Here is a 12,596-nt window from a genome sequence, read left to right as displayed (position 1 = left end):
GCGTGGAGCACGCCAGGGAGGCCAGTCGGGGGGCTGGCTCCTCGGCGGTGATCATGCCGCCGCCTTGGTGGGCAGAAGTCCTGTGACCATGTGATCAGTCGTCGGGGGACGTCTCTTCTGCTTGCCAGGGCGCGGCAGCTCTCCTTCACGGTGACCGGGTCCAAGAACTCTTCGGTGGTGCACGTGGCCGGTCCCACAGGTCACGGACTGGGTCATCGAGGGGGCCGGCGCACCGGTAGGGACGGATGAGCCGCAGCAGGCAGTGGCCAACACGCCCCTGACGATGACCGTCCTGGTGAATCCACGACGTCCCTCCGGCCGCGACCGGAGGAGCAGCAGATGGACACTGAGCAACCCCGCCACACCTCAGGCGCCTCCACCCTGGGCCCAGCGGCCCGCGCCGCCGTCTTCCAGGCATTGCGCCCGGCGCTGGAGGCTCTCACTCTTGAGGCCGCCGCTGATCCCCGGCTCAGCGCCGAGGCACGACGTGTTCTGCGGGCCGTGGCCTGCACCGGAGCCGGGAACGCACTGGCCCTGGCTGATCTCGCCGCCCGATCCAGTACCCCCAAAATCCGTGTTCCCGTGGTGCTGACCGAGCTTGAGGGCCACGGATACCTCGATCGTCTGGCCCGCATCGCACCGCACCTGGCGGCAACCCTCCCGACACCAACCGCCCCCTCCTCTGCTGAGCTCCGCAACGTCACCCACGGCCGCGACGAAAGACCCGAACAGCAGACACACCCGGGGCCATGACACCGACCCAGCCCACCGGCGACCTCCAGCCAGGATCCGGACCAGGTGAGAGGCCTGGCATCCCCGGGCTTGAAAGGCGGCCTGCTGTCACATTGCTCAGCCTGCTTCCATAGTTGTCGGCCCCGTGCTTACCCTGGGCCATCACCATCGGGCCCCCCAGACTCGGGGATGCGACCGCGCCTCAGGCCGCCACCGCCAGACGATCCGTCACCTGCGAACAGGAAGAAGGCATGACCATCTCCGTCTCTGGGGCTCTGGCCGTTGAGCTGCACCCCCTCACTCCCACCCAGTGGGTTGCCACCTACTACCCCATGGTGGCCACTCCCGTGGGTCGCTGGGCCGAGGTCACCTGGGACCTGCACCAGCACCCGATGCCCGCCGCCTCCGTTCCGCGGGAGCCGGCACGGTGGCTCGAGGCGTGCAGCCCCGATCCCGAGCACCCCTGCTACGCCGGCCACCGGGAGTGGGCCGCCGAGCTGGCCGCCGGCTACGCAGCTGCACTGGCAGTCCAGGACAGCGAGGCCGTCAAGGAACCCCTCTCGGCTCAGGAGGCGCAGCTGCTGGGCGAGGACACGTTCCTCGTGCCCGCCGGACAGCTCTCGGAGTGGGTGCTCGACGATCTCGACGGCGAAATCTCAAACGTCTGCGGCTGATCCTGTACACGGACCAGCCTTTCTCGCACCAGCCACCCACTCCGGAACACCCCTATTAGCAACCGCACATGGATGTGTCATGTTGTGAACCCCAACACACCCCCGGAATTGCCGGACGGGGCGGGAGCGAGCATCGTGGCGTATCAGGGGGACAGGTGATCTGCATCAAACCATCCTCCAGCTTCTGGCGCGTCGACCGGCCGCACCGTGGTTCCGGGGGGATCCGAGGTGCTGGCCAGATGACTGGTCCGCGCAGAAGCAACTGGGGCGGGGTGGCCGGGGGGCCGCCCCGCCCCCGTCACACCCCGCCGCGGCGATCATAGGATCCGTCCCCGGCGGAAAGTCTCGCGTCCACGGCCTCAGGAGCGCGGGCGCCCTACGCACTCCACCCGATTCCGTCACCGACTACGGTGGTGCTGCCGCTGAGGTGCAAGGCAGAGGCGGGACGCCCAGCGCGGGGAAGCAGCACCGACTCGATCCCTCGGGGGTCTCAGTAGCGGTCACCGGGCCTCTCGCTGTCATGCAGCCACGAACTCAGAAACCGGGTCTGGATCGCGACGGAGCGCTCGAAGACGGGCTCGTGGTGATACAGCAGGCCGAAGTGCCCGCCTTCGAGCTCGTGCACCTCCTTGGGACCGCCCAGCGCGGCGAAGGCCTGCCTGGCCACGGCCGTCGTCGAGCCGGGCATCTCATCGTCACGGGCCAGCAGAAAACAGGTCGGGACCAGCACATGTTGGGCCCACAGCACCGGTAGCCACATCGGTTCCTCCGGGGCGGTGAGGACCACCTGGTTCTCCCACCCGGTGCCGAATCGCGCCCCGTACTCCAGGAACCACCGCAGCGCGGTCAACGGCTTCAGCGCCGAAGGCGCCGAGAGCTGGTCGGCGGAGACCACCGGCATCGGCCCGCGCCACCGCTCCGGCTCGGCCCGCACGGATCCGCCCAGGAGCCGGGCCCGCATTCCCCGATACAGGGCCCCGTCCGGGTCCGGCGGCGCCGGATGCCGGCCGCAGGCCGGCGTCTGAGCCACCACCGCGCGCACCCGCTCGTCCACGCAGGCCACCGCCAACACCTGGGCAGCGCTGTAGGAGTCCCGCCACAACGCCACCCGCTGGGGGTCCACCCGGTCACAAGCAGAGACGGCATCGAGGGCGTCCCGATAGCCCCGGGCCTGGATCCACGGATTGATCTCTCCTCGGGGCTCACCCCGACTTCGCCCCACACCTCGGTGGTCGTAGAGGAAAGCCGCGACACCGTGATCAGCGAACGCCTGGGCGTAGCGGTCAGCGACCATCCCGTGAGCAGTGGCGGAAAAGCCGTGAGCCATGACCACCACCGGCCCCGGCGCAGCCGCGGGAGGCAGGAACAAACGACCGGCCAGCACCGCACCCTCGGAACGAAAACGGATCTCCACCACAGCTGGCACCTCAACGCCCCCCCGATCCCCGCACATCCCAGAGCCAGACCACCAACCGCTGCAGGTCCACCGCCGTCACCCCGGCGCGACCGAGGCCCCAATGTGATGCTTCAAGCGTAGTGAGCCGGGCAATGGCATGTCCCGGCAGAGCCTGAGACGGGGGTCAGCAACCCACCACACCTCCCGCACCACCGGTCCCCGGAAGTCCGATCGCACCCCCAAATGTCACGCAACCAAACTGCCTCATGTCGCATGGGTGACCGGTGGTTTCTCGCCATGGTTCCATCTGCTCAGTATTAGTACGGCGTCGACATTCGGGCCCCCTCGAGTTTCTTCTGCACGAGGCGTCGTCATGTCTTCCCTGTACCTTCCCCAGGCCGGGCGCGGAAGCAGACAATCCCACCATGACTACTCTCACGCCCTGCCTGTGGTTCGACACCGAAGCCCAGGACGCAGCGAACTTCTATCTCACGGTGTTCCCCAACTCCCGGATCACCGACATCACCTACTACGGCGAGGCCGGGCCGCGGCCGGCCGAGATGGTGCTGACCGTGGAGTTCGAGCTCGACGGTCATCCGTTCACCGCGCTCAATGGCGGGCCCGAGTTCAGCTTCAGCGAAGCGGTGTCGTTCCAGATCGACTGCGCCGATCAGGCGGAGGTGGACCGGTACTGGGAAGCTCTCACCGCCGACGGCGGGCAGGAGAGCATGTGCGGGTGGCTCAAGGACAAGTACGGGCTGTCCTGGCAAATGGTGCCCCGCAGGCTCGTCGAGCTGCTGGCCGATCCCGATCCGGGCCGGGCGCAGCGGGTGATGGCCGCGATGTTGTCGATGCGCAAGCTCGTCATCGCCGACCTGGAGGCCGCCGCCGACCGTTCCTGAAACACGGGGGCGCGCCTGGAACCGCCGAGCCCCCGTTGCGGCAGGCCGGGACGGCTCAGGGGAGAGCGCGAGTCGGGGCGCCGGCGCATCTGCTCATGCGCCGGGGTAGGCGCCCACGGTCCACAGGTTGCCGTCGCCGTCGCGGATCCTGAACTGGTGGAAGCCGTGGTCGGTGTCCGTCAACGGCTCGAGGATCTCCATCCGACCCTCGGACACAGAAAAACACCCCGGACCACAGGTCCGGGGTGTTTCCGATGTCCTGAGACATCGCACTGTGCGCGAGGGGGGACTTGAACCCCCACCCTCTAATACGAGGACTAGCACCTCAAGCTAGCGCGTCTGCCTATTCCGCCACCCGCGCGAGTGGATCCAGGGCGAACGTGGTGCCGTTTCCGGCCGTTCCTCCTGAACGCAACAGAAAATAAGGTACCACATGCGCGGCCGCCGTTCACATCGGCGCCGCTGTCCGGAGGAGCAGCGCGACCGCGCCGAAAATTTTGATGAAAACCCCTGAGTAAGTGCACTTCCGGCTTCCACCGCGCCCCGCCATGCGGTTGAATGGTGGCTGAGCATCTCCAGGATTCTCCAGCTGACCTGGGACGATGCTCGTTCGAGGGTTGCGTTCGCGCCACCGGGGAGCCCCCCGTCCCCGCCGGTGCCAGGGACCCTCGACACGGCCGGGGACCCCCCTCACCTGTGCCGGCGGCGGCCGCCGCCGCCCCGTTCTCCCACGGGACCACGGTGGCCGCCGCCTCTCACCGCCCGGCGCCGGCACCGCCCGCCGAGGGCGTGCGGTGCCGCGACGCCTCAGAGGACGGAGCGGTAGACCTCCAGGGTCCGCTCGGCGATGGACTCCCACGCGAAGTGCTCCTCGGCGCGGCGCCGGCCGGCGGCGCCCATATCCCGGGCGCGCACCGGGTCGGAGACCACCTCGGTGAGCGCGGCGGCGAAGTCGGCCACGAACTTCTCGGGATCGACCGGCGTGCCGGTACCGTCCTGGGCCTGCTCGATGGCGACCAGCCGGCCCGTCTCCCCGTCGACGACGACCTCCGGAATGCCGCCCGTGGCGGAGGCGACCACGGCGGTGCCGCAGGCCATGGCCTCGAGGTTGACGATCCCGAGCGGCTCGTACACGGACGGGCAGGCGAAGGCCGTGGCACCGGAGAGGATCTGGACGATCTCGCGGCGCGGCAGCATCTTCTCGATGAGCACCACCCCGGACCGGGTGGCCCTCAGCTCGTCGATGAGCGCGTTGACCTCGGCCCCGAGCTCCGGGGTGTCGGCGGCGCCGGCGCACAGCACGAGCTGCACGTCCTCGGGCAGCAGGGCCGCGGCGCGCAGCAGGAACGGCACGCCCTTCTGCCGGGTCACACGGCCCACGAACGCCACGGAGGGCTTGGCCGGGTCGATGCCGTAGGACTCGAGCACGTCGGTGCCCTCGTCGCGCACCCACTGGCTCACGTCGATGCCGTTGTGCACCGTCCGGACCCGGTCGGGGTCGACGTCCGGATAGGACCGGAGGATGTCCTGGCGCATCCCGTCGGAGACGGCGATGATCGCCGCGGCCGCCTCGTAGGCGGTCTTCTCCACGAACGAGGAGACCGCGTACCCGCCGCCGAGCTGCTCGGCCTTCCACGGGCGCAGGGGCTCGAGGGAGTGCGCGGAGAGGACGTGGGGGATGCCGTACATCAGCGACGCGAGGTGCCCGCCCATGTTGGCGTACCAGGTGTGGGAGTGCACCAGGTCCGCGCCGGCGATGTCGCCGATCATCGCGAGGTCCACCCCCAGCGTCTGGATCGCGGCGTTGGCGCCGGCCAGGTCCGCGGGCACGGGGTAGGCCTGGACCTCGACGCCGTTGACCCGGGGCTCGCGCGGAGCACCGAAGCACCGCACCCTCAGGTCGACGAGCGGGGCCAGGACCCGCGAGAGCTCGGACACGTGGACTCCGGCGCCGCCGTAGATCTCGGGCGGGAACTCCTTGGACAAGATATCTACTCGCACGGTTCCGAGCGTACTGCAGGATCGGCACGGTGCCACGGGAAGACGCCCGTCGGGGGCCGTGCGTGCCGCTCCGTGAGACACATCCGGACTCCTGTGCGGTCGGTCACTCGCCTTCGCGGCGGTTAAGACACAATGAAGGCGCCTGTCGAGTGGTTCCGCACCGCGAGGCGGAGATGTTGCGCCCGATTGCCGAAGAAGTCAGAGAGGTTCCCATGCCCCACCGTAAGAAGGTTCTCGCGATCGTCCTGGCCGGAGGCGAGGGCAAGCGCCTGATGCCGCTCACCGTGGACCGCGCCAAGCCCGCGGTGCCCTTCGCGGGCGGCTACCGGCTGATCGACTTCGCGCTGTCCAACATCGTGAACTCCGGCTACCTCCAGGTCGTGGTGCTCACGCAGTACAAGTCGCACTCCCTGGACCAGCACGTCACCCAGACCTGGCGCCTCTCCGCCCAGCTGGGCAACTACGTGGTCACCGTGCCGGCCCAGCAGCGGCGGGGCAAGGAGTGGTTCCTGGGCTCCGCCAACGCCATCTTCCAGTCGATGAACCTCATCGACGACGAGAAGCCGGACATCGTGGTGGTGGTCGGCGCGGACCACGTGTACCGGATGGACTTCTCCGACATGGTGGACTTCCACGTGCGGTCCGGGGCCCGCGCCACCGTGGCGGGCGTGCGCCAGCCGATGGAGATGGTGACGTCCTTCGGCGTGATCGAGACGGACCCGCAGGACGTCACGAAGATCACCCGCTTCGTGGAGAAGCCCGAGAGCACGGCTCCCCTGCCGGACGACCCCGACGCCTTCTTCGCCTCGATGGGCAACTACGTCTTCGACACCGACGCGCTCGTCGAGGCGCTGCGGGCCGACGAGGCGAAGGAGGACACGAACCACGACATGGGCGGGGACATCATGCCGTGGTTCGCGGACCGCGGCGAGGCCGCCGTCTACGACTTCACGAACAACGACGTCCCGGGCTCCACGGACCGTGACCGGCAGTACTGGCGCGACGTCGGCACCCTGGACTCGTACTACGACTCCCACATGGACCTGATCCGCCCGCTGCCGGTGTTCAACCTGTACAACTACGCCTGGCCGCTCTACACCAACGAGATGCAGGCCCCGCCGGCGAAGCTCGTGCGCGGCCCGCGGGGCGAGGGCGGCATCGCCACCGACTCGATTCTCTCCCGCGGGGTCCTGGTCACCGGCGGGCGCGTGACCGAGTCGGTGCTCTCCCCGAAGGTGCTGGTCAACAACGACGCCACCGTCAACCAGTCGGTCCTGCTGCCCAACGTCCAGATCGGCGAGGGGGCCGTGGTGGAGCGGTGCATCCTCGACAAGAACGTGGTCGTGCCCCCGGGCGTGAAGGTCGGCGTGGACGCGGAGCAGGACCGCGCCCGGGGCCTGACGGTGACACCCTCCGGGCTGACGGTCGCCCCGAAGAACTTCCGCTTCGAGAGCTAGGGATCCCACCTGTCACGGCGGGGCCGACCACCCGGGGACGGGGGGCGGCCCCGCCGTCGTCATGCGGTCTGCGTGACCTCGACCTGGACCTGGAGCCCCGAGGTGCCGCCGCCGCCGGTGACCATGCCCTTCAGCGGCGTGACGTCGGTGTAGTCGCGGCCGCGGGCCACCGTGACGTGGAAGTCGGTGAGCCGCGTGTGGTTGGTGGGGTCGTAGGCGTACCAGCGGTCGTTCCACCACTCCACCCACGCGTGGGACTCCCCCGGCACGGTCGCCCCGATGCCCGCCTCGTAGTCCGGGTGCAGGTAGCCGGAGACGTAGCGGGCGGGGATCCCGATGTGCCGCATCATGCCGATGGCCACGTGCGCGAGGTCCTGGCACACGCCCTTGGCCTCCCGCCAGGCGGCCTCCGCGTCCGTGTGGACCCCGGTGACCCCCGGCACGTACTGCATGTGCGAGGCGATGCCCTGGAAGATCGCGGCGGCCGCGGCGGCCGGGTCGGCCGCCTCCTTGCGGATCTCCTCGGCGACCTTCTCCAGCTCGGGCCCGAGCCGGGTGAGCGGGGTCTGGGGCACGAAGTCGGAGACCGCGTCGAGGACCTCGGGGGTCGCCAGCTCGTCCCAGCTCAGCCCGTCCGCGACCTCGTCGCCGGGCCGCCGGTGCACCTCCACCGTGGCCGAGGAGCGGACCTCCAGGTGCCGGTGCCGGCCCTGGATGTCGAAGGCCGCGACGCGGGTGCCCCAGTAGTCCCGGTAGTTGCTGACCGTGGCGGTCCCCGGGCTCAGCGTCAGCTCCGCCTCGAGCACGATCTGCTCGTCGTCGGACAGGGGCGTCATCCGGGCCTCGTTGTAGGACTTCGAGACGTTGTCGTTGTAGTCGTAGCGGGTGACGTGGTCGATCTTGAGCCGGGTCACAGCATGCCTCCGAACCAGGACGCCTCGACGGCGTGCGAGAAGTACTTGGTGCTCACGGCCTCCGACGCCCTCGCGCACGCGGCCTGGACGTTGTTCAGGTGCTCGGGCAGCACCGCGATGAGGTCCTCCGCGTGGTGGAACTCCAGCGCCGTGCGCGCCTCGCCGATGATCCGCCGGGCGTCGTCCTTGAACCCGACCCGCTGCAGACCCGGCTCCAGGCCCACGAGGATCTCCTCCGCCGTGGTCAGCGCGTGCAGGATCGAGCGGGGGAAGAGCCGGTCCAGGAGCAGGAACTCGGTCGCGGACTCGTCGCTGAACGTGCCGTAGCGGGTGCGCAGGAAGGCCTCGTACCCGCCGGCGCAGTGCAGGATCGACACCCACGACATGCCGGAGGTGGACGTGGACCGGGTCCACAGCAGCCGGGACGTCATGTCCGCCCGCTCGATCGCCGCGCCCAGGGACAGGAACATCCAGGACTCGTCGTGGGACATGGTCATCTGGGTCTGCCCGCGCACGGTGGCCATCCGCTCGATGGTCCAGTGGCAGACGCGGAAGGTGCCGACGACGTCGCGGCGGTGCTGGCCCAGGCCGTAGTACGTGGAGTTGAGCGACTCCCACATGGCCGAGGACACGGTCTCCCGGGCGCGGCGGGCGTTCTCGCGGGCGGCGTGCAGGGAGCCCGAGATGGAGGTCAGGCAGTCCTTGTTCCACGCGAGCTCGTGGATCATCGACCGGACGCTGTAGTCGCCGTCCCCGGGCTCCACGCCCATCACCGCCATGATCCGGCGCACCTCGGCCTCCTGCTCGCCCACGGGCAGCTGGGTGATCCGCTCCAGGTGGACGTCGAGGATCCGGGCCACCCCGTCGGCCCGCTCGACGTAGCGGCCGATCCAGAACAGGGACTCGGCAATGCGGCTCAGCATGTGGGCCCCTCTCCGGTGCGGGTCGTCGCGGTGGTGCCCGCGGTGGTGGTCACGGCCTGTTGCTGTTGCTGCTGCTGCTGGCCGTTGTCGCCCTCGTCCTGCCAGGACGCGGAGACCGGCCACGTGTGCACCGAGGAGTCGACGTCCGGGGGCGGGGCCTGGCCGGGGTCGAGGTCCTGGGTCTGCGGCTGGCCGAGCACCCAGGTGTCCTTCGAGCCGCCGCCCTGCGAGGAGTTGACGATCAGTGAGCCCTTCTGCATGGCCACCCGGGTCAGCCCGCCGGGCAGCACGTAGACCTCGTCGCCGCTGTTGACCGCGAAGGGCCGCAGGTCCACGTGCCGGGGGCTGAACTCCCCGTCCGCGAACGTCGGCACGGTGGACAGCTGCAGCACCGGCTGGGCGATCCACCCGCGCGGGTCCGCCAGCACCTTCGCCCGCAGCTCCTCGAGCTCCGCCGCGGTGGCATGGGGGCCGATGACCAGGCCCTTGCCGCCGGACCCGTCCACGGGCTTGACGACCAGCTCGTCCAGGTGCTCGAGCACCCAGGCGCGGGCCTCGTCCTCCTCCAGCCGGTAGGTGTCCACGTTGGGCAGCACCGGCTCCTCGTCGAGGTAGTACCGGATGAGGTCGGGGACGTAGGAGTAGGTGAGCTTGTCGTCGGCCACGCCGTTGCCGATCGCGTTGGCGATGGTCACGTTCCCGGCGCGGGCCGCGTTGACGAGTCCGGAGCAGCCGAGCGCGGAGTCGGAGCGGAAGTGCAGGGGGTCGACGAACTCGTCGTCGATCCGCTTGTAGATCACGTCCACGCGCTGCTCGCCGTCGGTGGTCCGCATGTAGACCTTGTCGCCGCGGACCACGAGGTCGCGGCCCTCCACGAGCTCCACCCCCATGAGCCCGGCCAGCAGGGTGTGCTCGAAGTAGGCGGAGTTGAACACGCCCGGGGTGAGGACCACCACCACGGGGTCCTCGGCGGCCTCCGGGGCCGTGGCGCGCAGCGCCTTGTAGAGGTGCCGGGGATAGGCCTCCACGGCGCGGATCGGCTGCGACATGAAGGCCTCCGGGAGGCCCTTGGTCATGGCCCGCCGGTTCTCGATGACGTAGGAGACCCCGGAGGGCACGCGCACGTTGTCCTCCAGGACCCGGAACACGCCCTGCTGGTCCCGGACCACGTCGATGCCCGCCACGTGGATCCGGACGCCGCCCGGGGGCCGGAAGCCCCACACGCTCCGGTGTAAGTGGGCGGAGGAGGTGATCAGCGCCTTCGGCACGATCCCGTCGGCCACGACCCGCTGCTCCCCGTAGACGTCGTCGAGGAAGCACTCCAGTGCCCGGACCCGCTGCTTCACGCCGCGCTCGATGACGTCCCACTCCCCGGCGGTGATCACCCGGGGCACGATGTCGAGCGGGAAGGGCCGCTCCTCACCCGCGAAGTCGAAGGTCACGCCCCGGTCGAGGAAGGAGCGGGCCATGGAGTCGGCGCGGGTGTTGACGTCGCTGAGCGAGAGGTCGTCGAGGACACCGCCGATGCGGTCGTAGCCGGGGCGGACCTGCCGGTCCGGCGTGTACATCTCGTCGTAGGCCGCCGCCACGGCCATGTCGGCGGCGTAGTTCTCGAACAGGTCGGACATGTCGGGCGATCACATGCCTTTCGGGGTCGGGGCGGGCAGTGTGTGCAGTATGGACGGGCCGTATTTCGCAGCGGTAACCCGGTGGCCGAGGCTCCTCCCGATTGTGTCACGCGCCGTGCGCCGGAGGGCCGGAGGACGTGCCCCTACGATGGGAGGGCGTGTCCGCCGGGAGGCGGGCCCGCGACCGCAACCGCGACCGCCGCCGCGGCGCGGCGGACCCGACGGAAGGACACGATGGACGCCCCGGACCCCCAGTGCCGCGTCACGGTGGTCGTGGCCACCCGCAACCGCCGGGAGGAGCTCGTGGCGCACCTGGGCCGGCACGAGGGGCCCGTCGTCGTCGTGGACAACGCCTCCACGGACGGCTCCGCCGAGGCGGTGCGCGCCGCCCACCCGCACGTGCAGGTGCTGGAGCTGCCACGCAACGTCGGGGCCGTGGCCCGGACCGTCGGCGTCCGGCTCGCCCGCACCCCCTACGTGGCCTTCGCCGACGACGACTCGTGGTGGGCCCCCGGGGCGCTCGCCCGCGCCGCGGCCGTGTTCGACGCCCATCCCCGGCTCGGCCTGATCGCCGGGTCCATCGCCGTGGGCCCCGAGGAGCGCCCGGACCCCCTCAACGCCGTGCTCGCCGCGTCCCCGCTGGGCATCCCCACCGGGGCCCCCGGCCCGGCGCTGCTCGGCTTCGTCGCGTGCGGGGCGATCGTGCGCCGCTCGGCGTTCCTCGCGGCCGGCGGCTTCGACGACGTCGTGCGCTTCCCCGGCGAGGAGGAGCGTCTCGCCCTCGACCTGTTCGACGCCGGCTGGCGGCTGTCCTACGTGCCGGAGATCCGCGCCCACCACCACCCCTCGCCGCACCGGGGCTCGGACGAGCGCCGGCAGGTCGCGCTCGTCCGCAGCCACCTGCTCACCGTGCTCCTGCGCCGGCCCTGGCATGTCGTGGCGCACGAGCTGCGGAAGGCGCTGCGCGGCGGCCGCGCGGGGCGCCGCGGTCTGCTCCGCGCCCTCCCCCGCACCCCGGCGGCGCTGCGCGCCCGGCACCGGGTGTCCCCGACCACGGAGGCCGCGCTCGCGCTGCTGCACGGCCCCGCCCCCGCCGACCCCGCCGCACCGGAGGAGAGCCCATGACCGAGACCACCCCCGCACCCCCGCCCGCGTCCGGCCCCGACGCCCGCGTGGCGGTCGTGATGATCACCCACAACCGCCGGGAGGAGGCCCTGCTGGCCCTGGCCCGGCTGCGGGAGCTCCCGGAACGGCCGCACGTGGTGGTCGTCGACAACGGCTCCGGGGACGGCACCGCGGACGCGATCCGTGCGCGGCACCCCTGGGCGGAGCTCGTGGCGAGCCCCGTCAACCTCGGGGCCGTGGGCCGCAACGTCGCGCTGGAGCGCGTGGACGCACCGTTCGTGGCCTTCTGCGACGACGACACCTGGTGGGAGCCCGGGTCGCTGCGCCGGGCGGCCGACGCGCTGGAGACGCACCCGCGGCTGGGCGTGGTCACGGGCAGGATCCTCGTGGAGCCCGGGTCCCGGGAGGACGCGATCAACGCGGAGCTGCTGCACTCACCGGTCGAGGGCCCCGCGTGGCTGCCCGGCCCCGCCCTCGGCAGCTTCCTGGCGGGGGCCTCCGTGGTCCGCCGGGCCGCGTTCCTCGAGGTGGGCGGGTTCAGCGAGCGGCTGTGGCTCGGCGGCGAGGAGGAGCTCCTGGCGGCGGACCTCGCGACCGCGGGGTGGGAGCTCGTGCACCTGCCCGACGTGGTGGTCCACCACCAGGCCTCCACGGTCCGGGACCCGCACCTGCGGCGCCGGCACGGACTGCGCAACACCCTGTGGTTCATCTGGCTGCGCCGCCCGCTGCGGGCGGCCCTGCGCCGGACCCGGGACGTGGTCGGCGCCGCCCCGCGGGACCGGGTCACGGCGCTGGCCCTGCTCGACGCCCTGCGCGGTGCGCCGTGGGTGCTGCGCGAGCGGCG

The 12,596-nt window shown here is 71.0% G+C and carries 11 protein-coding genes and 1 tRNA gene; 6 read left to right on the top strand and 6 right to left on the bottom strand.

Annotated features, from left to right (window positions below):
• Nucleotides 1-339 precede the first annotated feature (339 nt).
• Both CRM73_RS00600 and CRM73_RS00595 read left to right on the top strand, forming a co-directional pair.
• Complete coding sequence (locus tag CRM73_RS00600) at nt 340-753, top strand: hypothetical protein (RefSeq protein ID WP_126346323.1); 414 nt, start codon at nt 340-342, stop codon at nt 751-753.
• 230 nt (nt 754-983) lie between these two features.
• Nucleotides 984-1,406, top strand: coding sequence for a hypothetical protein (locus tag CRM73_RS00595; protein WP_229586400.1), 423 nt, complete (start codon nt 984-986; stop codon nt 1,404-1,406).
• A gap of 490 nt (nt 1,407-1,896) precedes the next feature.
• Here CRM73_RS00595 and CRM73_RS00590 read toward each other — a convergent pair whose 3' ends face one another.
• Nucleotides 1,897-2,823, bottom strand: a complete 927-nt coding sequence (locus CRM73_RS00590; RefSeq protein WP_229586398.1) for an alpha/beta fold hydrolase — start codon at nt 2,821-2,823, stop codon at nt 1,897-1,899.
• 404 nt (nt 2,824-3,227) lie between these two features.
• Here CRM73_RS00590 and CRM73_RS00585 point away from each other — a divergent pair, with 404 nt between their 5' ends.
• Nucleotides 3,228-3,704 carry a VOC family protein gene (locus CRM73_RS00585; protein WP_017834308.1) on the top strand — a complete coding sequence of 159 codons (477 nt, stop codon included), beginning with the start codon at nt 3,228-3,230 and terminating at the stop codon, nt 3,702-3,704.
• A 275-nt stretch (nt 3,705-3,979) separates the two neighbouring features.
• Here the strand turns inward: CRM73_RS00585 and CRM73_RS00580 are convergent.
• Nucleotides 3,980-4,065, bottom strand: a tRNA-Leu gene (locus CRM73_RS00580).
• A gap of 446 nt (nt 4,066-4,511) precedes the next feature.
• The gene (gene glgA / locus CRM73_RS00575) at nt 4,512-5,705 is read right to left on the bottom strand and encodes a glycogen synthase (protein ID WP_035923934.1); all 1,194 of its coding nucleotides are present in this window, start codon (nt 5,703-5,705) and stop codon (nt 4,512-4,514) included.
• Between the two features lie 212 nt (nt 5,706-5,917).
• On the opposite strand from glgA, the gene glgC reads away from it, so the two are divergent.
• On the top strand, nt 5,918-7,162 hold the full coding sequence (glgC, locus tag CRM73_RS00570; protein WP_176337735.1) for a glucose-1-phosphate adenylyltransferase: 1,245 nt from the start codon (nt 5,918-5,920) through the stop codon (nt 7,160-7,162).
• Between the two features lie 59 nt (nt 7,163-7,221).
• Here the strand turns inward: glgC and CRM73_RS00565 are convergent, their stop codons facing one another.
• The 3 genes from CRM73_RS00565 to CRM73_RS00555 are packed head-to-tail and all read right to left on the bottom strand — an operon-like array spanning nt 7,222 to nt 10,627.
• A complete protein-coding gene (locus CRM73_RS00565) occupies nt 7,222-8,076 on the bottom strand; it encodes a transglutaminase family protein (RefSeq protein WP_035923936.1) in 855 nt (284 codons plus the stop codon).
• Nucleotides 8,073-8,999, bottom strand: coding sequence for an alpha-E domain-containing protein (locus CRM73_RS00560; RefSeq protein ID WP_017834313.1), 927 nt, complete (start codon nt 8,997-8,999; stop codon nt 8,073-8,075). The genes CRM73_RS00565 and CRM73_RS00560 overlap by 4 nt, the downstream gene beginning before the upstream one ends.
• Complete coding sequence (locus CRM73_RS00555; RefSeq protein ID WP_229586396.1) at nt 8,993-10,627, bottom strand: circularly permuted type 2 ATP-grasp protein; 1,635 nt, start codon at nt 10,625-10,627, stop codon at nt 8,993-8,995. Before CRM73_RS00555 ends, CRM73_RS00560 begins: the two co-directional genes overlap by 7 nt.
• A gap of 234 nt (nt 10,628-10,861) precedes the next feature.
• Between CRM73_RS00555 and CRM73_RS00550 the strand changes: the two genes are divergently transcribed.
• Together CRM73_RS00550 and CRM73_RS00545 are read left to right on the top strand one after the other, a co-directional pair.
• Nucleotides 10,862-11,752 (top strand): glycosyltransferase family 2 protein, encoded by an 891-nt coding sequence (locus CRM73_RS00550; protein ID WP_017834315.1) that lies wholly within the window; start codon nt 10,862-10,864, stop codon nt 11,750-11,752.
• Nucleotides 11,749-12,596: glycosyltransferase (locus CRM73_RS00545; protein ID WP_229586394.1), on the top strand; the 848-nt coding region annotated here is incomplete at its 3' end. The genes CRM73_RS00550 and CRM73_RS00545, both read left to right, overlap by 4 nt.

Origin of the sequence: Kocuria sp. CCUG 69068 (genome assembly GCF_020833785.1) — a bacterium.
Classification (GTDB): domain Bacteria; phylum Actinomycetota; class Actinomycetes; order Actinomycetales; family Micrococcaceae; genus Kocuria; species Kocuria rosea.
Note: the sequence above shows the minus strand (reverse complement) of the source record. Positions and strands in the feature narration are given on the sequence as shown.